Origin of the sequence: uncultured Megasphaera sp. (assembly GCF_900539295.1) — a bacterium.
In the GTDB taxonomy this organism is placed as follows: Bacteria; Bacillota; Negativicutes; order Veillonellales; family Megasphaeraceae; genus Megasphaera.
This window is the reverse complement of sequence record NZ_UQBH01000005.1, coordinates 87,306-105,505: the sequence shown is the minus strand read 5'-3', so window position 1 is coordinate 105,505 and position 18,200 is coordinate 87,306. Positions and strand designations below refer to the sequence as shown.

At 51.9% G+C, this 18,200-nt stretch carries 24 protein-coding genes; 22 read left to right on the top strand and 2 right to left on the bottom strand.

Annotated elements, in window-relative coordinates; all coding sequences use genetic code 11:
• Window positions 1–104: 104 nt before the first annotated feature.
• The 16 genes from QZQ46_RS03015 (at window position 105) to QZQ46_RS02940 (ending at window position 11,566) form a co-directional block, all read left to right on the top strand.
• Window positions 105–587 (top strand): MarR family winged helix-turn-helix transcriptional regulator, encoded by a 483-nt coding sequence (locus QZQ46_RS03015; RefSeq protein WP_296826688.1) that lies wholly within the window; start codon window positions 105–107, stop codon window positions 585–587.
• 159 nt (window positions 588–746) lie between these two features.
• Window positions 747–1,763, top strand: coding sequence for a nucleoside triphosphate pyrophosphohydrolase (gene mazG, locus QZQ46_RS03010; RefSeq protein ID WP_296826686.1), 1,017 nt, complete (start codon window positions 747–749; stop codon window positions 1,761–1,763).
• Window positions 1,764–1,811: 48 nt separating this feature from the next.
• Window positions 1,812–2,090 carry an HU family DNA-binding protein gene (locus tag QZQ46_RS03005; RefSeq protein ID WP_044504084.1) on the top strand — a complete coding sequence of 93 codons (279 nt, stop codon included), beginning with the start codon at window positions 1,812–1,814 and terminating at the stop codon, window positions 2,088–2,090.
• A gap of 109 nt (window positions 2,091–2,199) precedes the next feature.
• Window positions 2,200–3,348 carry an MGDG synthase family glycosyltransferase gene (locus tag QZQ46_RS03000; protein WP_296826684.1) on the top strand — a complete coding sequence of 383 codons (1,149 nt, stop codon included), beginning with the start codon at window positions 2,200–2,202 and terminating at the stop codon, window positions 3,346–3,348.
• Window positions 3,349–3,415: 67 nt separating this feature from the next.
• Window positions 3,416–4,204: a TSUP family transporter gene (locus QZQ46_RS02995; protein WP_296826682.1), complete on the top strand. Its 789-nt coding sequence runs from the start codon at window positions 3,416–3,418 to the stop codon at window positions 4,202–4,204.
• Window positions 4,205–4,214: 10 nt separating this feature from the next.
• Window positions 4,215–4,952, top strand: a complete 738-nt coding sequence (locus tag QZQ46_RS02990) for an SDR family NAD(P)-dependent oxidoreductase (RefSeq protein WP_296826680.1) — start codon at window positions 4,215–4,217, stop codon at window positions 4,950–4,952.
• A gap of 58 nt (window positions 4,953–5,010) precedes the next feature.
• On the top strand, window positions 5,011–6,027 hold the full coding sequence (locus tag QZQ46_RS02985) for a hypothetical protein (protein ID WP_296826678.1): 1,017 nt from the start codon (window positions 5,011–5,013) through the stop codon (window positions 6,025–6,027).
• A 131-nt stretch (window positions 6,028–6,158) separates the two neighbouring features.
• A complete protein-coding gene (locus tag QZQ46_RS02980; RefSeq protein ID WP_296826676.1) occupies window positions 6,159–6,380 on the top strand; it encodes a YkvA family protein in 222 nt (73 codons plus the stop codon).
• Window positions 6,381–6,521: 141 nt separating this feature from the next.
• Window positions 6,522–6,971 (top strand): thioesterase family protein, encoded by a 450-nt coding sequence (locus QZQ46_RS02975; RefSeq protein ID WP_296826674.1) that lies wholly within the window; start codon window positions 6,522–6,524, stop codon window positions 6,969–6,971.
• On the top strand, window positions 6,961–7,764 hold the full coding sequence (gene murI, locus QZQ46_RS02970) for a glutamate racemase (RefSeq protein WP_296826672.1): 804 nt from the start codon (window positions 6,961–6,963) through the stop codon (window positions 7,762–7,764). The genes QZQ46_RS02975 and murI overlap by 11 nt, the downstream gene beginning before the upstream one ends.
• A gap of 35 nt (window positions 7,765–7,799) precedes the next feature.
• Window positions 7,800–8,342: a hypothetical protein gene (locus QZQ46_RS02965; protein WP_296826670.1), complete on the top strand. Its 543-nt coding sequence runs from the start codon at window positions 7,800–7,802 to the stop codon at window positions 8,340–8,342.
• 14 nt (window positions 8,343–8,356) lie between these two features.
• A complete protein-coding gene (locus QZQ46_RS02960) occupies window positions 8,357–9,019 on the top strand; it encodes a coenzyme F420-0:L-glutamate ligase (RefSeq protein ID WP_296826668.1) in 663 nt (220 codons plus the stop codon).
• A gap of 20 nt (window positions 9,020–9,039) precedes the next feature.
• Window positions 9,040–9,630, top strand: a complete 591-nt coding sequence (locus QZQ46_RS02955) for an XTP/dITP diphosphatase (protein ID WP_296826665.1) — start codon at window positions 9,040–9,042, stop codon at window positions 9,628–9,630.
• Entirely contained in the window at window positions 9,627–10,127 is a 501-nt protein-coding gene (locus tag QZQ46_RS02950) for a metallophosphoesterase (protein WP_296826663.1), read from the top strand. The genes QZQ46_RS02955 and QZQ46_RS02950 overlap by 4 nt, the downstream gene beginning before the upstream one ends.
• A gap of 29 nt (window positions 10,128–10,156) precedes the next feature.
• Window positions 10,157–10,921, top strand: a complete 765-nt coding sequence (speD, locus tag QZQ46_RS02945) for an adenosylmethionine decarboxylase (RefSeq protein WP_296826662.1) — start codon at window positions 10,157–10,159, stop codon at window positions 10,919–10,921.
• Between the two features lie 12 nt (window positions 10,922–10,933).
• Window positions 10,934–11,566, top strand: coding sequence for a class II aldolase/adducin family protein (locus QZQ46_RS02940; RefSeq protein WP_296826660.1), 633 nt, complete (start codon window positions 10,934–10,936; stop codon window positions 11,564–11,566).
• A gap of 57 nt (window positions 11,567–11,623) precedes the next feature.
• Here QZQ46_RS02940 and QZQ46_RS02935 read toward each other — a convergent pair whose 3' ends face one another.
• Entirely contained in the window at window positions 11,624–13,330 is a 1,707-nt protein-coding gene (locus QZQ46_RS02935; RefSeq protein WP_296826658.1) for an NFACT family protein, read from the bottom strand.
• A 115-nt stretch (window positions 13,331–13,445) separates the two neighbouring features.
• The gene (locus tag QZQ46_RS02930) at window positions 13,446–13,691 is read right to left on the bottom strand and encodes a hypothetical protein (protein WP_296826656.1); all 246 of its coding nucleotides are present in this window, start codon (window positions 13,689–13,691) and stop codon (window positions 13,446–13,448) included.
• 274 nt (window positions 13,692–13,965) lie between these two features.
• Here QZQ46_RS02930 and QZQ46_RS02925 point away from each other — a divergent pair, with 274 nt between their 5' ends.
• From QZQ46_RS02925 to QZQ46_RS02900, 6 genes are all read left to right on the top strand, one after another.
• A complete protein-coding gene (locus tag QZQ46_RS02925) occupies window positions 13,966–14,853 on the top strand; it encodes a YicC/YloC family endoribonuclease (protein WP_296826653.1) in 888 nt (295 codons plus the stop codon).
• A complete protein-coding gene (gene remA / locus QZQ46_RS02920) occupies window positions 14,853–15,140 on the top strand; it encodes an extracellular matrix/biofilm regulator RemA (protein ID WP_296826693.1) in 288 nt (95 codons plus the stop codon). The genes QZQ46_RS02925 and remA overlap by 1 nt, the downstream gene beginning before the upstream one ends.
• Window positions 15,141–15,144: 4 nt before the next feature.
• Entirely contained in the window at window positions 15,145–15,759 is a 615-nt protein-coding gene (gene gmk / locus QZQ46_RS02915; RefSeq protein ID WP_296826651.1) for a guanylate kinase, read from the top strand.
• Window positions 15,760–15,775: 16 nt separating this feature from the next.
• Complete coding sequence (gene rpoZ / locus QZQ46_RS02910) at window positions 15,776–15,985, top strand: DNA-directed RNA polymerase subunit omega (protein WP_296826649.1); 210 nt, start codon at window positions 15,776–15,778, stop codon at window positions 15,983–15,985.
• Window positions 15,986–16,001: 16 nt separating this feature from the next.
• Complete coding sequence (coaBC, locus tag QZQ46_RS02905; RefSeq protein ID WP_296826647.1) at window positions 16,002–17,228, top strand: bifunctional phosphopantothenoylcysteine decarboxylase/phosphopantothenate--cysteine ligase CoaBC; 1,227 nt, start codon at window positions 16,002–16,004, stop codon at window positions 17,226–17,228.
• Between the two features lie 268 nt (window positions 17,229–17,496).
• Window positions 17,497–18,165 (top strand): NAD(P)H-dependent oxidoreductase, encoded by a 669-nt coding sequence (locus QZQ46_RS02900; RefSeq protein WP_296826645.1) that lies wholly within the window; start codon window positions 17,497–17,499, stop codon window positions 18,163–18,165.
• Window positions 18,166–18,200 lie beyond the last annotated feature (35 nt).

The following is an 18,200-nucleotide window of genomic DNA, read 5'->3' as shown; positions in this document are numbered from 1 at the left end:
CGTCCATTCGCGGTGGATGATTTAGTTGGCACCCCAATATTTGACAAAGAGCCTTTATTTTATGCTTTTAATTAGTAAACTAATTAGAAGGGGAGGGAGCGCTTATGGGTTTTGATGTATTCCCTACGCGGAAAGAATTGGAAAAATATGCACAGGATAATCCGGAAATCGAACCGTCAGCCGTATTGGCTATGCTCCGCATTTCCCAGGCAGCGGAGTTTGTCCGCTCAGCGATCAATGATGTACTGGCCAGCCATTATCATTTGTCGCGAGGTAAATTGCGGGTCATGTTCGTACTGTACCAGATGACTGACGGAATTGCGCCGTCTCAGCTCGCCGATCGGGCCGGTGTCACTCGGGCGACGATTACGACCATGGTCAAGCGCATGGTTCGGGACGGCCTGACTGAAGTGGCAATCGACCAGACCGATAAACGCGGGAAAAAAGTTCGCTTGACGGCCCAGGGACGGGAGTTTATGAACGATGTGCTGCCAGACCATTATCTCCGCATTTCAATGCTCATGAGCCGCCTCAGTGAAGCGGAACAGACACAGCTTATCTTCTTGCTGACCAAGTTGAGCGGCTGATATAGATATCGTTTTTAAAAATCTGAAAGGGCCTTCTTTTCAGATTTTTTACCATGCCCTTTTTTCGGTCCGGAAGGCCTTAGGCCGGCCGCGACAAATGAAGGGGGCCGTGATATAATGACAGGCGTAAGCTATTTGTCAGAAGTGAGGAAAACTGCCATGGAAATTAAAATCATCGCCTTAGGGACGGATGACCGTCCCCTCGATGCCTACGGAGAAGGTGGGAAAAGTTTTGCCGAAACGTATGGGCCCGTCGTCGATCTCTTATTGAGAGAGAGCCGCCTTCACGCTGTCGTCCATACCGTTCCGGGCGGACCTGAAATGGCGGAAGCTGTGCGCCGTCTCATCGATGACCGGCGGCAGGAAGAGGGCATCGACAAGGAAGAACTGCCTTTTGACCTGATGCCTCTGACCGAGGTCACGGCCAGGCTGCGCCGCGAAGACGGCTGTCCCTGGGACCGGGCCCAGACTCATCGGACCCTGCGTCGGTATCTCATCGAAGAAGTCTATGAAATGCTCGATGCCATTGACAGTCACGACACGGACGGCATCCGTGAAGAACTGGGCGATATCCTCTACCAAGTGGCTATCCATGCCCGTATTGCCGAAGAAAAAGGGCTATTCTCGGCACAAGATGTTGTAAAAGACATCACAAATAAGATGATTCGGCGTCATCCCTATGTTTTTAGCCAAAAAAGCCTTGAAAATATAGGGACGAGTATGTTAAACTGGGATAGATTAAAGCAAGGAGAACAACGCCAGCAGCACGCTCACCTGCTGGACGGAGTCGTTCCCGGACTGCCGTCGCTCCTGGCAGCGGATAAGCTTCAGGAGAAAGCGGCCAAAGTCGGATTCGACTGGCCTGACATAGAAGGCGTCTGGGAAAAGTTCCAAGAAGAGTGGAATGAATTCCGACAGGCCCTGGATGAAGGCGATCCCGTCCATGCTGAAGAAGAAGCTGGGGATGTCTTGTTCGTATTTGCTGATTTATGCCGACGCTATCATATAGAGCCGGAATGTGCGTTACATCGGGCTAATAGTAAATTCCGAAGCCGTTTTGCTCATGTCGAGGACCGGGTTCGCCAGTCGGGCCGGCCGTGGGACGCGTTTTCACTGGATGAGCTGGACTCATTCTGGCAGGAAGCCAAGCGGATAGAACGGCAGGAAAAACTCTAAACTGTTAGTGTTAAGAAGATGTGACGATCCAAAGGAGGACCTAGTAACATGAACAAAACAGAATTAATCGCTGCAGTAGCACAGAAATCCGATTTGACGAAAAAAGACGCTGAAAAAGCTGTAAAAGCAGTATTCGAAGCTATTAGCGACAGCCTTACTCAGGGTGATAAAGTTCAGATCATCGGCTTTGGTACTTTTGAAGTCCGTCAGCGTAAAGCTCGCGAAGGCCGTAATCCTCGCAACAACGAACCTATCCAGATCGAAGCTTCCAAGACTCCGGCTTTCAAAGCTGGCAAACAGCTTAAAGATTTGGTCAACAACAAATAAGTACGATCCGAAGGGCCGCATGAAAAACGGCCCTTTTCTTTTCATGCAAGTTGTCGTACTATATAGTGGAAGGTGCAACGAAGGCTGTTTATAAAAGAAGGGATCCTACATGACAAAGAAAAAAGTCCTGATCCTGTCGGCCTCGATCGGTACAGGCCATACACAGGCAGCACGGGCAATCGAAGAGTATGTTAAGACCATTCCTGAGGAATGTGAAGTCGAACACGTAGATTTTCTGTCCAATGATATCTTGTCCATTGACAACATCGTCAAAGAGACATACATTAAGATTCTCGATGTCTTTCCGCTGTTATACGATTTGATGTACTACTCGTCACAAGGGTACAAAAAAGGCTTGGCCGTCAAGACCCTCTTTGCCTGGGGCCTTAAACGGCGACTGCTCAAGGTCTTAGCCGACCGCCAGCCCGATGTCCTGGTCTTTACTCATCCTTTTCCGGCGGGAGCTGCAGCGCTGTTAAAGCGGCAGCATCGCCTGAATATTCCCTTAGTCGGCGTCATTACTGACTTTGCCATCCATCAGCTGTGGGTGTACCCGCAAATCGACGTCTACTGTGTCGCCGCTACACAGATAAAAGACCTGCTCGTCAAGCAGGGCGTAGCGGCTGATAAAGTCGTCGTCTCCGGCATTCCGGTACGCAAGGCCTTTGACCAGGAACGGTGGCACTGGGATAAGGATCATCAGCAGGATAAGAATATCCTCATCATGGGCGGCGGCCTGGGCATGGGCTCGATTCGCCAGTCCCTGGCGCTCTTAGACCGCTTGGACGTCATCGACAGCTTTACCGTCGTAACCGGCTATAATGCCGATCTCTACGATGAACTGTCTAAGATGCGCGGTGAACTCGATCATGACGTGGAAATCCTTGGCTATACCAATCAGATTTCAAAACTCATGTGCCGGGCATCGCTGCTCTTAACCAAGCCCGGAGCCCTTACCTGTACGGAAGGGGCAGCCGTTCAAGTACCGATGGTGCTGTACAGCCCGATTCCGGGGCAGGAAGAAGCTAATGCCAAGTACATGCAGGCCAAAGGCTGTGCGGCCTGGGTAAAAAAACAAGAAGAACTGGTTTCCGTCGTATCGGACTTATTTACCCATCCTGAAAAATTGGAAGCCATGTCGAAGGCCAGTCTCGACTGCCACCGCGACGGCGCACGGATTATCGGCAAAGAAATCATACGCCTCCTGCAGCCGCCAACGGATGAGGCCGTGCCGTCATCTTTGATATACGAACACTAAAGAAAAGGGTCTCCTCGGTTTCGCTCTGCGAAACAAGAGGAGTTTTTTTCTAAAAGGAGTCTTTTTTATGGAAGTTCAGTTTTTTCATACGACCCTCTCTGTCGGAGTCCTGCTGTTTATCATGGCCGGCGGTTTTTTAGCCGGTTTCGTCGATTCCATCGCCGGCGGCGGGGGACTCGTTTCCCTGCCTGTTCTGATGGCTGCCGGTCTTCCGCCGCACCTGGCCCTGGGGACCAATAAGTTTTCCGCGACCTTTGGCGCCGTCATGAGCGCCTGGCAGTTCTTCAAGGCCGGTAAGGTCGATCGTCACCTGATGAAAAAGGCTCTTCCCTGTACCTTTATAGGGGCCGTTTTCGGCTGTCTGGTCATGCTGCATATGAGTGCGGAATGGCTCCAGCCTTTGATTATCCTGTCCCTTATGGCAGCGGCTGTCGTCGTCTTTACGCGGCGCAATCTCGGTTCGGTCAATACCTATGCCGGCGAGACGGGGAGAAATTTACTCCTTACGGCTCTCTTTGCCGGGGCCATCGGATTTTATGACGGTTTTGCCGGCCCCGGGACGGGGACCTTTCTCATCGTCGCCTTTGCAGCCCTGGGCTTTGATTTCGTCACGGCTGCCGGCAATGCCAAGATGCTCAATCTCATGAGCAACGTGACGGCCTTCGTCATCTTGGTTTGGTCCGGGACGATCCTCTATGTCTACGGCGTCGTCATGGCCCTGTGTATCTTTACGGGCGCTTTTTTCGGTTCGCGCCTGGCCATCCGCAGAGGAACGGCCTTTGTCCGCGTCGTCATGCTCGTCGTGACCGTTGTTCTCATTGGGAAACTGGGCTTATCCTATCTCGGTATCGTATAAGGAGGTTATTATGAATACAGCACTTATCAGCGGAGGCACGTCGGGCATAGGTCTTGCGACGGCTTCCGTCCTCCTGGACCGGGGCTGGCAGGTCGCCGTCAGCGGCCGGGACGAGGAGAAGGGGAAGGCCGCTCTGCAGCAGTTAGGGCCGGACCGGGCCGTCCATTATATAAAAGGCGACGTCAGCAGCGATGATGACTGCCGGAATATGGTCGCTGAAACAGTCCGCCTCTTCGGCGGCCTCGACGGCCTCGTTACTTCGGCCGGAATCTATGAACAGGGACTCCTTGAAAACGTGACGCCTGACGACGTGCAGCGGCTCTTTTCAATCAATGTCTACGGGACCATTTCCCTTTGTAAATACGCCCTGCCTCATTTGCGCCGCCGACCGGGCAGTATCGTAACCGTCAGCAGTGATGCCGGACTGCAGGGAAACATTGCCTGCTCCGTCTATGGGGCAACTAAGGGGGCCGTCGTGGCCTTTACGAAGTCCCTGGCCCTCGAAGCGGCGCCGCACCAAATTCGGGTTAACTGCGTCTGTCCCGGCGACGTCGAAACGCCGATGCTGGAAAAACAGCTCCGAGACCATCCGGATATGGAAAGGGAGACGATGAAAGAGCAGTACCCCTTGTACCGCCTGGCTCAGGCTGAGGAAGTTGCTAAGACCATAGCCTTTCTTCTCAGCGACGATGCCTCCTTCATTACGGCAGCGGCACTTCCTGTCGATGGGGGTTTGACAAGCTGGTAGAAACATGGGAAAATATAAAATATAGTTTTTTATTTCGTCACAGAATGGGGTGTTACATATGGCAAATGAAGAAAATGCAAAGATTGTAGAGCAGTTGCAGGAAGAAATTGCAGCCTTGAAGCAAGAACTCGCTGATTTCAAGCAGAACCGTTCTCAGTCAGGTGAAGACGCTGCCAACAGTGTCGTCAAAGCCATGGAGCAGACGACGGAAGACAAGGACGTTCAGGTCGAAATGCTGTGCCGCTGGGCCGCTGCCCGGGCCGGTGCCATCGTCATTGCTCCCCTTATCGGAACGGCAGCCCTCATGGCTAATGAAGTCTATCTCGTCAGCCGTATCGCTAAAGTCTATGACGTAAAATTGAGCGAACGCGCTCTGATCGCCTTCTTAGGCGCTGTCGGAAGCCGCGTAGCCGGTACGCTGCTGACGACGCTCATTCCCTTCAGCGTCATCCAGGTTCCCGTTGCCGTCGGCATTACCTACAGCCTGGGCCGCGTCACTCAGCGCTGGCTGAAAGACGGCATGCCTACTGATATGGGCCCGTACATCGAAATGATGGGCGAATGGAAGGACAAGGCTCGTGAACAGGCCGATAAGATTAAAGAAAATCCTTTAAAGAACGTTCCCCTCGGTGATGAAACCATCGATTTCATGAAAAAATGGGGCAGTGCTGCCAAAGACTGCATTCAGGACGTCAAAGAAAAAGGGGAAGAACTGTACAACTCTGTCCGCCATAAGGACGATTTAGTCGATGAAATCGTCGAAGAAAAAGCCGATGACCTGAAAGATGCCGCCGGTGATGCCAAAGATGCTTTTGATGATACGGTCGATAAAGTCGTCGATTCGGACGCCATGGACAAAGCCAAGGACGTTGCAAGAGACGCCAAGGATGCCGCGGAAGATGTTAAGGACGCCGCTAAGGATGCTGCCAAAGACGCCAAGGATGCCGCGGAAGATGTTAAAGACGCCGCCAAGGACGCTGCTAAGGAAGTATCCGACATGGATGCCGATGATATGGAAGAAAAAGTCAAGGCTGCTGTAGAAGATGCTAAAAAATCCTTAGAAGACTTGAAGTAAGGTGAACGCCCATGTGGAAGATACTGAGCTTTTTTGCCCAATTTTATACACCGGGCCGATTCATTATGTTTATTCGCACAGCAGGAAGAAAAGTTCGATTTTTGCCCAAAATCCTGACAATTTTTTATTGCATGCAAGATAAGGACACGCCGAAGTTTATTAAACTGGCCCTCATGGGGGCTATCGGCTACGTCATCTTGCCCTTTGATCTGGTGCCGGACGTCTTTGCCGGGCTTGGCTGGCTGGACGATGCCGCTGTCGTCGCTGCAGCCTTGCACTTGGCCGGGACTTATGTCAAACCGGAACACCGGGAAAAGGTACGCCGCATGTTCCCGTTCCTGAAAATTTCGTAAGTAACCGGATCATGATTGATAAAGGGACTGTCGCACGAGGACAGTCCCTTTATCGTTCGTATTTCAGACTTTTCCTTTGACAAACAAAGGTCATCATCGTAAAATAATATGAGCGTGTATAAAGTTAGGAGTTAAGAATTTATGATTACTGTTGTTGAAAAAGTGCGGTTCTATGAAACGGACATGATGGGGATTGCCCATCACTCCAATCATATTCGCTGGTTTGAATGCGGCCGCTGTGAATATTTCGCCGCTGCCGGTCTCGACTTATTCGTCCTCCTCGAACAAGGGATTACCTATCCCATTAAGAGCGTATCCTGCGAATATATCAGTCCGATAAACTATGCCGATATCATTGACATCGAAACTCGCCTGGTAAAGCTCAGCCGGGCGCAGATGGTCTTTTCATACCGCATCGTCAGTCACGATGACCGCCGCCTGTTGGCGACAGGAACGACGCAGAACGTCTTTGTCCATAAGGACAGCGGAAAAGTAGCCCGCCTTTCCGATGAGGACTATAAAAAATTACAGGCCATGTACGCTGCCGAACAGGCAGATACAGACGTCGAAGGAGCCATTCATGGAAGGTAATTCACGGCCTATCGGTGTGTTTGATTCCGGTGTCGGCGGGCTGACCGTCGTCGCTAAACTGCGGATGCTCCTGCCTCATGAAGACATCATCTACGTCGGCGATACCAAACGCAATCCCTACGGGACGCGGACGCCGGCTGAAATCCTTCAGTATACGCGGGACATTCTGCATTTTATGACCGAGCAGAAGGTTAAGGTCGTCGCCATCGGCTGCAACACCGTAACGGCCGTTGCCTATGATAAGGTCGTAAAGGAAGTCGATTATCCCCTGATTGGCATGAGCCGGGGGCTCAAAACGGCTAAGGAAATCAGTGCGACCCAAAAGATCGCCGTTTTTGCTACGCCGCTTACGATTAATAATCACAGCCACCGCAAGGTCGCTGCTGCCATGGACGGGAATATCGAAATCGTCGAACAGTCCTGCCCGGCCCTGGCCAACCTCATCGAACGGGGCGTCCTCGACGGACCCGAAATTCGCGGTCCTTTGCAGCAGTATACGGAGCCGGTCCTTCGTTCCGGAGCCGATACGGCCATTTTTGGCTGCACGCATTTCCCCTTCATCCAGCCTTTGTTCGAAGAATTTTGCGGTGATTCCATCGCTTTCGTCGACCCGGCCCATGAAATGGCCCTGGAAACGCTGGATGTCTTAAAGAAAGACGGACTGCTTAACCCTAACAAGGAAAACGGCTATTTACGCCTTTGCTTTACGGCTGAAAAGGAGCGGGGCGCTCACTTAGCAGAGCACCTCATTCCGGCCAATGAATTTACAGCTGAAGAAATCACCCTCATTTAATCGTATCTATATTTTACATAAAGGAGTCTTGCGCCGTGTTTTTCTATGTCTTATTCAATGTTATCATTGCCGTCATCGGCATTGCTGCCGTTCTGTACCTGCTGTTCCGCTTTTTTGCCTGGCGGCAGGGCGATGCCCGCTTCGTCATCGATGCCCGTCATCGGAAGCCCTTCGAAATGAAGGAAATCACGCAGAACCGGGCCGTTTTTGAAACCGAAGTGCCCATTCACAATGCCGGCCGGCAGCTGGGAACGATCATGGACTTTTATCCCCGGACCCTCCTTCCTCGTGAACAGTATGACAAGGTCACCGTTCAGTCTGAACTTGCCAATAAGGCTGCTGAACGGGATGACAACTATTGGGAATCTGTTATTTTTAATCCCCGCGATCGGGGCATGATTCGCGTTACCATTACCTTAGTCAGCAAAGAAGGCAATATCCGCGAAGACTTGAAGACCTTCCCCGATATGCCCGTTGATCTCGTCTATCAAGTCGTATCCCGCAGCGAATGGTACATCCATAAGGCCCGCATTACCTTGAAGGCAGCGGAAGTACAGCACGCATTGGAACTGAATTAGGAGGTCTTAGAATAATGGCAGAAATGGAAGTACCAGTAGAATTAGTCCCTGTAAAAACAAGAATCCTTACGGATAAGGATGATATCGTCGATGTCATCGAAGAATATGGTAAGCATGTCGTCGGTCCCGACGACTTAGTCTGCACGGCTGAAAGCGTCGTCGCTATTACCCAGCACCGCTACACGCGGCCGGAAGAATTGACGCCGTCCTGGCAGGCCCGCCTCATGCGGCGCTTCGTCCCCGGTGAAGGCAGCATGGCCAGCCTCTATGGGATGCAGGCAGCTATGAACCTCGAAGGGGAATGGAAGATGCTGTTCTGGTTCATCGTCGGCTTTTTCGCCAAATTGGCCGGTAAAAACGGCGTATGGTATGCCAAGTGCCGTCAGGCTTCCCTGACCGACGACGTTACGGGGACCATGCCGCCCTTTGATAAATGCATCGTCTACGGTCCGGCTGAACCGGATAAGGTAGCTGAAAAGATCAAACAGCGCATGGGCTGCTACGGCGCTGTCGTGGCCGACGTCAACGACCTCAAGCGCTCGGCCGTCCTCGGTCACAGCAAGGGCATCAATCCGAAAGAAATCGCCCGGATTCTCATCGACAATCCCTTTGGCAATGCGTCTCAGAAGACGCCGATTGTCGTCATCAAGAATTACGCCAAACTGGCTAAGAAATAAACAGACGGGGGAGATGCACCGTGGCAGAAAAAATCGTATTGGCAACGCATAATGCCGGAAAGATACGGGAGTTTAAGAGTATTTTGGAACCCTTAGGCTATGAAGCCGTTTCAGTACACGATGTCCTTCCGTCGGTTACCGAGCCCGAAGAAACGGGAACGACCTTTGCCGAAAATGCTTTATTGAAAGCGTCCTATTATATGAAGGCTACGAACCTTCCGTGCCTGGCCGATGATTCGGGAATTGCTGCCGATGCCCTCGGCGGCCGTCCCGGCGTCTATTCGGCCCGCTATGCCGGCCCCGACTGTGATGATGAAGCCAATAATCAAAAACTCATCGCCGAACTTTCGGCTTTTCCGCCGGAAAAGCGGACGGTTCACTACATTTGCTCTCTGGTCCTCATCTGGCCCGACGGCCGTACCGTACAGGCTGAAGGGAGCTGTGACGGCGTCCTGCAGGACGTCTATGCCGGTCATAACGGCTTTGGCTATGACCCCTTATTCTATGTTCCTGAAAAGGGGAAGACTATGGCCGAACTGTCGATGGATGAAAAAAATGAAATCAGCCATCGGGGCAAGGCCTTGAAGAAACTCGTCGAGGCCCTGTCATGAGTACCGTCCGCGTCGGATTGGTCAGCGACAGCCACGGCCGCTTTGAATGCCTGTCCCGCATGGCTGACAGCGCTCCCGATGTAGCTGCCTGGATTCACGGCGGCGACTACTGCGACGACGGCGAGGATTTGGCGATCTACACGGGCGTGCCGGTCTATGCCGTCTTGGGGAATAATGACTATCTGAACCATACCAACGATCCGGAATGCCGCTGTGTTACCGTTGGCGGTATCCGCATTGTCGCCATTCACGGCAGCCAGTGGTATGGAGAACGACGGCTGCAGAAGCTCGTCGAATTAGGCCGTGAGCAAAAGGCGGACCTCGTCGTCTTCGGCCACACCCACCGCCGCTTTATCAAGCGCGACCATGACTTGTGGATCGTCAACCCCGGCAGCATCGGCCTGCCCCGAGACGGGCGAAAGGGGACGTATGCTGTTGTAACCATTGACGACGGTGTCATTACGGACATCGCCTTTCATGAGATTGACCGCAAATAAGCCTATGGAAGGAACTGGATATACCATTCATGAAAACGAAGAAACTGAAGCTCTATGGGTTCAATAACCTGACCAAGACCTTGAGCTTTAACATCTACGACATTTGTTATGCTGTCAGTGACGAATCGCGCCGCCAATATATCGAATATATCGATGAGCAGTATAATGCCGAACGACTGACCAATATTCTGCGCAATGTATCGGATATCATCGGCGCCCATGTCTTAAATGTCGCCAGCCAGGACTACGACCCCCAAGGGGCGAGCGTCACCATCCTCATTTCCGAAGAAGCGGTCCAGGATGCCGACGTCGTCTGCCACCTCGACAAGAGCCATCTGACCGTCCATACCTATCCCGAAAGCCACCCTCAAAAGGGGATCATGACCTTTCGGGCCGATATCGACGTGTCGACCTGCGGCCGTATTTCCCCACTCAATGCGCTCAACTACCTCCTCGACAGCTTCGATTCCGACATCGTCACCTTGGATTACCGCGTCCGCGGCTTTACGCGGGATATGAACGGCAAGAAGCTGTTTATCGACCACCGCATCAATTCTATTCAGAACTACATTGCTCCGGCGACGCGGAATCGCTACGACATGATCGATGTCAACGTCTATCAGGAGAATATTTTCCATACCAAGATGGTCCTCCATGACTTCGACTTAAATAACTACCTGTTCAATATTACCAAAGATGATTTAAGCGAACGGGAACAACAGCAGATTCGGCGCCAGGTTCGCCAGGAAATGCTGGAAATCTACAACGGCCGCAATATGCCGTCTATGCGTTAAGGGGGACAACCGTTGGACAATAAGAAAAAACTCTGTGCTGTCGGAAAGGCCATGAAAGACGGGGGCTTAGTCGCTGCCTGCGACGGCAATATCAGTTACCGCCGTGACGACGGCCTGATCGTCATTACCCCGTCGGGCCTGCCGAAGGGCGAACTGCGTCCCAAGGACCTCCTGGTCGTCGACCTTGAAGGCACGGTGATAGAAGGGACGGGGAAGCCGTCGTCGGAAACGGCTCTCCATCTCACCATCTATCGGAAGCGGCAGGACGTCCGGGCTATCATCCATGCCCATCCTGTTACGGCGACGGCCTTGACCGTTGCCGGTATTCCCTTTGCCGCTGATATCGTGACTGAAGGGGCCATGGTCTTAGGTGCCGTACCGACTGTGCCCTATGCGCCGCCTGGTTCGTCAGCCCTTGCCGAAGGCTGCGGCGCAGCTGCTGAAACGGCTTCGGCCTTTCTCATGGAACGCCACGGTGCCGTCACCGTAGGGGCGGACTTAAAAGAAGCCTTCTATCGGATGGATACCTTGGAAGCCGTTGCCAAGATGTACCGCGACTCCCTGGTCTTTTCGCTGGCTGGCGGAGACAAGGGAAATACGACGACCAAGGCCAAGCCTTTGAGTTGGTATTTGAAACAGATGTAATAATAAAAGCTCTCGCAGCTGCTGCGAGAGCTTTTTTGTCGACCTCTTTTAGAGGCACTATTCTTTTTTCGGTTCGACAATATACGTCGTCTGATTGGTGAAAATGACGTAGCCCGGGACGGCGTGGGCCGGCTTCTTCACATGGCGGACGAGGGTGCAGTCGACTTCGACTTTGGAACTGTCCCGGCCCTTGCTGTAATAGGCGGCGAGCTGGGCAGCCCGTTCGATCTGGGCATCTGTCGGTTCGGCATTGTGCGAGGCTAAGATGACGTGGGAACCGGGCTGGTCCTTGACATGGAACCACAGATCGTATGGATGAGCTTTCTTTAAGGTCAGAAAATCGTTCTGCCGGTTGTTGCGGCCGACCCAGATGGTCAGTCCGTCGGCGTCGACGGTCAAGATGTCCTGCGCCGATTCCTTCTTCTGCTTTTCCTTATTGTGGCCGCTGATGAGATTCATCTGCTTCATTTCGGCCTTGATGTCCGTGATTTCGTCTTTCGTCGTCGTATTTTCCAGGGCATATTCGAGGGAGTAGAGGTAGTCCAGATGCTGCTGGTTTTCTTCGTGGAGCTGGGCCGATATCTGTTTGCGGTTGCGCAGCTTCGTATAGCGCTTGTAATAGCGATTGGCGTTGTCGGTCATGGAGTAGGCCGGGTCGAGGGCGATGGTGACGTTTTCCTGATTTTCGGACAAGAGGTTTTTGACGGTCACTTGTTTTTCGTGGTCGTGTTTTTCATAAGCGTAGATCATGAGTAGGTCGCCGTACAGTTTATAGGTGTCGATTTTCTTGGTTTCCTTCATTTCATCGGCAATGCGCTTGATTTTGCGCTTCTGCTTTTCAATGAGTTTTGAAACCTTCTTTTGCAGCTGCTCCTGTTCGCCGTTCAGGCTGCGGTGCGTGGCCTGGTATTCGCTGAGGTACGTTTCAATGAGGGGGAAGTGACGCCGCGGATACTGGGAAAGGCTGGCGAGTTCCAGGGGGAAGATGACTTCCTTGCCCTTGACGGTGTAGACATAGGCACCGGAAATCCCTTCGAGACGCTTGCCGAAGGCTTCGACCGTGCGGCACCAGGCGAAACGGTCAGCCGGGGACAGATCGTCTACGGCGGTAGCCGTATCGATGCCGGATTCATGGGACAATTCATTTAAGACGACGGTGCTCATACCGTTAAATCGCTTGAGCATCCACGTCTTTAAGGCTTCGTCGCCGCCTGTTTCCATCATGTCTGTCAGTTCTTGGGCAGAAAAGGAAAAGGGGTCCATGCGCATGAAATTCGGTGGGAAGTCGTAGGGTTCCTTGGGTGCAATGGTGCGGACGGCCTGTTTGTTCTTGCCGGTTTTAATGAGGGCTTCGATGATCGTGCCGTCTTCGGTGAAGATGACATTGCTGTATTTCCCCATGAGTTCGACATGGATCTTACGGGTTACGACCTTGCCCGATATATCGAGGACGTCGACGGCGATTTCAATGAGCCGGTCCAGATGGAGCTGGGCGATAGACGCGATGCGTCCGTTTTCATAATACTTGCGGAGAAACATGCAGAGCCCTGTCGGAATATCCGGCGTCGGCGGGACCGTGTCAGCAATATAGAGGCGCGGCGAATCGTCGAGGGTGATGACCAGATGATGAAGTCCGGTGTCATTGAAGATGCGGAAGTACAGAGACCTGGCGTCGAGCTGATAAATTTTAGAAATCTGGCCGCCCTTGAGGATATCGGCCAGTTCGTTGGTAATGCAGTGTAATGTGATACCGTCTAAGTTCATAAGAGTACCTCCTTATCTGGTACACTAAAAAATTCAATCCTTTTTATCATATCATGTTTTATAGGGATATGTGAAGAGATAGAAAAAATCCCCTCCGGACAGAAGGGGATTAGGCCTAAGGGTCTCGCCATTCGGACCAAATCGAAATGACCATGATGAGCAGGATAAATACGAGAAGGCCTGCCGTAAGGGGAATGACCCAGGCTGCGGGAAAGGCTAGCAGGCAGAAGAGATAGACAGCGAATACCATGAAGGGAACGGCGATGATAAGGATGAGAACGGAAATACAGAGGGAAGAGATGATTTCGATGCCATATAAAATAAAATCCAAGAAGGACAGACCTTGGTGATGCTTGTTCATAAGCAGACCTCCCAACGTCTTTCACGGTCGCCTCATAGTGAATCTCTCCTTTCTTTCATTGTATCAAAAGAGATGGGAAAGGCAAAGGGGTAAGGCTGTTTATTTCCGTAGAGTTATCGACGGACGGGCAGGGAAGGTTATCTCGACGCAGTCCGCACTTGGAAAGGTCGTCATAAAAAGAAGGCATATGCCGATATCGGGATAAAAAATTTGCAATAGGGACGCCAGATAGGCTATAATGAGATATTGAATAGGTTATTAAGGGGGTTCGAACATGCGAAGTATGACTGGTTTTGGCAGGGGTACCGGGAACGACGGTAAACTGGCTGTTACCATTGAAATGCGGGCAGTGAACCAACGGTTTTTAGAATTGAACGTACGCATGCCTCATGCTTACCTGGCTTTGGAAGACCGTCTGCGAAGCGGCATCAAGGAAGTCTTGAAGCGGGGCAAAGTCGACGTCTTTGTTACTGTTCAAGATATTGCTCCGGCACCGCCGGATATCCAGATTAACGATGCTGCTTTGGGCGCTGTGAAGCTGGCTCTCGAAGGCGCTAAGGGGCGCTTTTTTGATGGAAGTCCCGTTTCGCTGGGTGAGGTTATGGCACTGACCAAAGACTGGTTCGTCCAGACGCCGCCGGCTATCGATACGGATGCCAGCTGGCCGCCTTTTGAAGAGGCCTTGAAAGGGGCCTTAGACAGCATGGTTGCCATGCGGGTCCGCGAAGGGGCTAACATCGGCCGCGATTTGCTGGCCCGGGCGGCTGTCCTTCGAGGGATTGTCGACGACATTGCCGGCCGCAAGGACGCCATGACGGCAGCCTATCAAGAACGGCTGGAAAAGAAAATCCGCCAGCTCATCGAAAAGGTGAAGGTCGCCGTGCCTGACGAAGATCGGCTCTTACAGGAAGTGGCCATCTATTCCGATAAGGTCGACGTTACGGAAGAAGTCGTCCGCTTCGGCAGCCATTTGAATCAACTTCAGGGCATGCTGGAAAGTGAAGGCGAAGTCGGCCGAAAACTGGATTTCCTCATTCAGGAAATGAACCGAGAAGCCAATACCATCGGCTCCAAGGCCGGCGATTTAGCGGTTACCGAGTCGGTATTGCAGCTTAAAAATGAAATCGAAAAAATCCGCGAACAGGTGCAGAATATCGAATGATGAATTTTAATTTATTAAATATCGGCTTCGGCAATGTCGTCATGGGCAATAAAGTCGTGGCCATGATCAGCCCGGAATCGGCGCCGATCAAACGCCTTATCCAAGATGCCCGCGACGGCAATACCCTCATCGATGCGACCTTCGGCCGCAAGACGAGGTCCGTCGTAGTTATGGACAACGGCTGGCTCATCTTGTCGGCTCTTCAGCCGGAAACAATTTCCCACCGTATCATATCGGCAGGCAGCGATGCCTTTCCCGTCGATGCAGCGGAAGAAGAAAGGGAGTAATACTATGAACGATTCCGGACTGCTCATCGTCGTGTCCGGTCCATCCGGAGCCGGTAAAGGAACGATTTGCGCGGCCCTGCGCGACCAGTTCCCTAATATCCAATATTCTATTTCTATGACAACCCGTCAGCCCCGTCCGGGCGAAGTCGACGGCGTCAATTACTATTTTGCAGACAATGCCCGCTTCGAACAGCTCTTGGCAGAAGACGCCTTTCTCGAGCATGCCAAGGTCTACGACCACTATTACGGCACACCGAAGAAATACGTCTACCAAATGCTGGAAGAAGGGCAGCACGTCATGCTGGAAATCGACATCCAAGGGGCGATGCAGGTCAAAGAGCGCTATCCCAAGGGCGTCTTTATCTACATCGTGCCGCCGAGCCGTTCTGTCTTAGAACACCGGCTGCGCAGCCGTAAGACCGATACGGACGAAGTCATTGCCGGCCGCCTGTCCAAGGCCAGGGCAGAACTGGATTGGATCGACCGCTATGACTATGTCATCGTCAATGACGATTTGACGGCGGCTATCGATGAAGCGGCATCCATCATAAAAGCCGAACAGTGTAAAGTCATGCGCAATGCCCAAAACATTGCCCATACGAAAGAATTGTATAAATGATTAGGAGAGATGAACTATGTTAATTAAACCGACCCTCGAATCTTTGATGACGAAAGTTGACAGCAAATATACACTGGTTACCTTGGCAGCCAAACGGGCACGTGAACTGACAGATCACGATGATGCTCTGGTAAATGTCGATACGACCAAAGTAGTATCCATTGCCATGGAAGAAATCGACCAGGATAAAATTACTTACGAAGCCCCTCACGACGGCATTAAATGACACGGAGGTACTTGCCATGAGTTTGGAAGGGAAGAAGATTGTCTTAGGTATTACGGGCGGCATTGCAGCCTTTAAGGCGGCATCCGTTGCCAGTCAGCTCCGCAAGGAAGGGGCCGAAGTCAAGTGTATCATGACGGCCCATGCAACGGAGTTGATTACGCCCTTGACCCTGCGGGAAATATCGGGAAATCCCGTCGCCGTTTCCATGTTCGAAGATGTTCCTGAATTCAACGTCGAACACATCGCCTTGGCCCGCTGGGCCGACGTGTTGGTCATTGCCCCGGCTACGGCCAACATCATCGGTAAGATTGCAGGCGGCATTGCCGACGATATGCTGACGACGACGGTCATGGCGACGACGGCGCCGATTTTGATGGCACCGGCCATGAACAGCAATATGTATTTGAATCCTATTACCCAGGATAATATGGCCAAATTGAAAAAATTCGGCTATCATCTCATTGAGCCGGACAGCGGATACCTGGCCTGCGGTATCGAAGGCATCGGCCGTCTGCCCGACCCGGGCGTCATCGTCGATTACATCGAACTGCTGGCTTGTAAGAACGATTTGCTCAAAGGCAAAAAAGTCATCGTCACTGCCGGCGGGACTCGGGAACCGATCGACCCGGTCCGCTTCATCGGCAATCATTCCAGCGGCCGCATGGGTTTTGCCATTGCCAAAGCCGCTGTGGCAGCCGGAGCGGAAGTCACTTTAGTCGCCGGTACGACGGATAACTTAAAGACGCCGGTCGGCCTGGCACGCCGTATCGATGTCGGCAGTACGAACGATATGAAAGCGGCTGTCGAATCGTATTATGACGACTGCGATTTAGTCATCAAAGCCGCAGCCGTTGCCGATTACCGTTCGGCCCATCCGGCTGAAAACAAGATTAAAAAGAACGACGATGTTCTGAATCTTGAAATGACTAAGAATCCCGATATCCTCTATGGACTAGGCCAAAAGAAGACCCATCAGGTCTTGGTCGGCTTTGCCGCTGAGACGACGAATGTCATCGAATACGGTACGAAGAAACTCGAGAAAAAGAACCTCGATATGCTCGTCGCCAACGATGTCAGCGCCGAAGGCGCCGGCTTCCGAGGGACGACTAATATTGCTACCTTGCTTTTCCCCGACGGATCTTCGGAGACCTTAGAAAAGATGACCAAAGACGAACTGGCATCCATCATCGTAGCCCGGGCGGCTGCGATTATCGACGCCAAATCTTCCAAAACAAAGGCATAACTGAGACCACCCTGTCAGGAGCCCGTAAGGGCCTGGCAGGGTGGTTTTTTGCAATTGGCGATTGTCGAGACTGTCCTTTGGGGGAAAAGGGGGCTGCTGTTTCAGGTATGGAAAATAGAAACAGCTCAGGTTATCCTGAGTCAATATGAAAAAATTACGTTCTTCACCTTTTGACTATCTTGTGCTATACTTAGATCATAAACGATATATGAGATAAATACTCAAAATTAAATGTAAATATAGTATTATGCGGAAAGGATGGGTACATATGACCATTGCAGCAGCCGATATTTTAAAAGCCTTTAACTTCAGACATGCCACTAAGAGTTTTGATGCCTCTAAAAAGGTATCCGACGCCGACTTCAACACCATTTTGGAAGCGGGCCGCTTATCGCCGAGCTCCTTTGGATTTGAACCGTGGAAGTTTTTAGTCATCGAACGACAGGACATTAAGGATAAATTATTTCCCATCGCCTGGGGAGCCCAGAACAGCTTGAAAGGGGCCAGCTACTTTGTAATCCTGCTGGCTCGCAAGAAAGTCGATACCTTATACAGTTCGCCGTATATCACCCACATCATGAGAGATATCCAGCACTTGCCGGAAGATGCGGAGCAGGGGAGAAAAGCCGCCTTTGAAGCCTTCCAGAAAGACGATTTCAACTTACTGGAAAGCGATCGGGCCATCTTTGACTGGGCCAGCAAACAGACCTACCTGGCACTGGCCAATATGCTGACGACGGCAGCCATGCTCGGCGTCGATTCCTGCCCCATTGAAGGCTTTCATCGAGAAAAAGTCGAAGCCATGCTGGCTGACGAAGGCCTGCTCGATCGGGAACACTTCGGCGTTTCGGTCATGGCCGGCTTCGGCTACCGTGCTGAAGAACCTCATGCGAAGACACGCCAGGCCATGGAAGACATCGTTACTTGGGTAAAATAGGGTAAGCTTCGGTTTAACTGAATAAAAAAACGGCA

Bases quoted from the DNA above. Each gene is read 5' to 3' on its own strand.
- QZQ46_RS03015 (WP_296826688.1), top strand. From the start codon at position 105: ATGGGTTTTGATGTATTCCCTACGCGGAAAGAATTGGAAAAATATGCA.
- mazG (WP_296826686.1), top strand. From the start codon at position 747: ATGGAAATTAAAATCATCGCCTTAGGGACGGATGACCGTCCCCTCGAT.
- QZQ46_RS03005 (WP_044504084.1), top strand. From the start codon at position 1,812: ATGAACAAAACAGAATTAATCGCTGCAGTAGCACAGAAATCCGATTTG.
- QZQ46_RS03000 (WP_296826684.1), top strand. From the start codon at position 2,200: ATGACAAAGAAAAAAGTCCTGATCCTGTCGGCCTCGATCGGTACAGGC.
- QZQ46_RS02995 (WP_296826682.1), top strand. From the start codon at position 3,416: ATGGAAGTTCAGTTTTTTCATACGACCCTCTCTGTCGGAGTCCTGCTG.
- QZQ46_RS02990 (WP_296826680.1), top strand. From the start codon at position 4,215: ATGAATACAGCACTTATCAGCGGAGGCACGTCGGGCATAGGTCTTGCG.
- QZQ46_RS02985 (WP_296826678.1), top strand. From the start codon at position 5,011: ATGGCAAATGAAGAAAATGCAAAGATTGTAGAGCAGTTGCAGGAAGAA.
- QZQ46_RS02980 (WP_296826676.1), top strand. From the start codon at position 6,159: ATGCAAGATAAGGACACGCCGAAGTTTATTAAACTGGCCCTCATGGGG.
- QZQ46_RS02975 (WP_296826674.1), top strand. From the start codon at position 6,522: ATGATTACTGTTGTTGAAAAAGTGCGGTTCTATGAAACGGACATGATG.
- murI (WP_296826672.1), top strand. From the start codon at position 6,961: ATGGAAGGTAATTCACGGCCTATCGGTGTGTTTGATTCCGGTGTCGGC.
- QZQ46_RS02960 (WP_296826668.1), top strand. From the start codon at position 8,357: ATGGCAGAAATGGAAGTACCAGTAGAATTAGTCCCTGTAAAAACAAGA.
- QZQ46_RS02950 (WP_296826663.1), top strand. From the start codon at position 9,627: ATGAGTACCGTCCGCGTCGGATTGGTCAGCGACAGCCACGGCCGCTTT.
- speD (WP_296826662.1), top strand. From the start codon at position 10,157: ATGAAAACGAAGAAACTGAAGCTCTATGGGTTCAATAACCTGACCAAG.
- QZQ46_RS02935 (WP_296826658.1), bottom strand. From the start codon at position 13,330: ATGAACTTAGACGGTATCACATTACACTGCATTACCAACGAACTGGCC.
- QZQ46_RS02930 (WP_296826656.1), bottom strand. From the start codon at position 13,691: ATGAACAAGCATCACCAAGGTCTGTCCTTCTTGGATTTTATTTTATAT.
- QZQ46_RS02925 (WP_296826653.1), top strand. From the start codon at position 13,966: ATGCGAAGTATGACTGGTTTTGGCAGGGGTACCGGGAACGACGGTAAA.
- remA (WP_296826693.1), top strand. From the start codon at position 14,853: ATGAATTTTAATTTATTAAATATCGGCTTCGGCAATGTCGTCATGGGC.
- gmk (WP_296826651.1), top strand. From the start codon at position 15,145: ATGAACGATTCCGGACTGCTCATCGTCGTGTCCGGTCCATCCGGAGCC.
- rpoZ (WP_296826649.1), top strand. From the start codon at position 15,776: ATGTTAATTAAACCGACCCTCGAATCTTTGATGACGAAAGTTGACAGC.
- coaBC (WP_296826647.1), top strand. From the start codon at position 16,002: ATGAGTTTGGAAGGGAAGAAGATTGTCTTAGGTATTACGGGCGGCATT.
- QZQ46_RS02900 (WP_296826645.1), top strand. From the start codon at position 17,497: ATGACCATTGCAGCAGCCGATATTTTAAAAGCCTTTAACTTCAGACAT.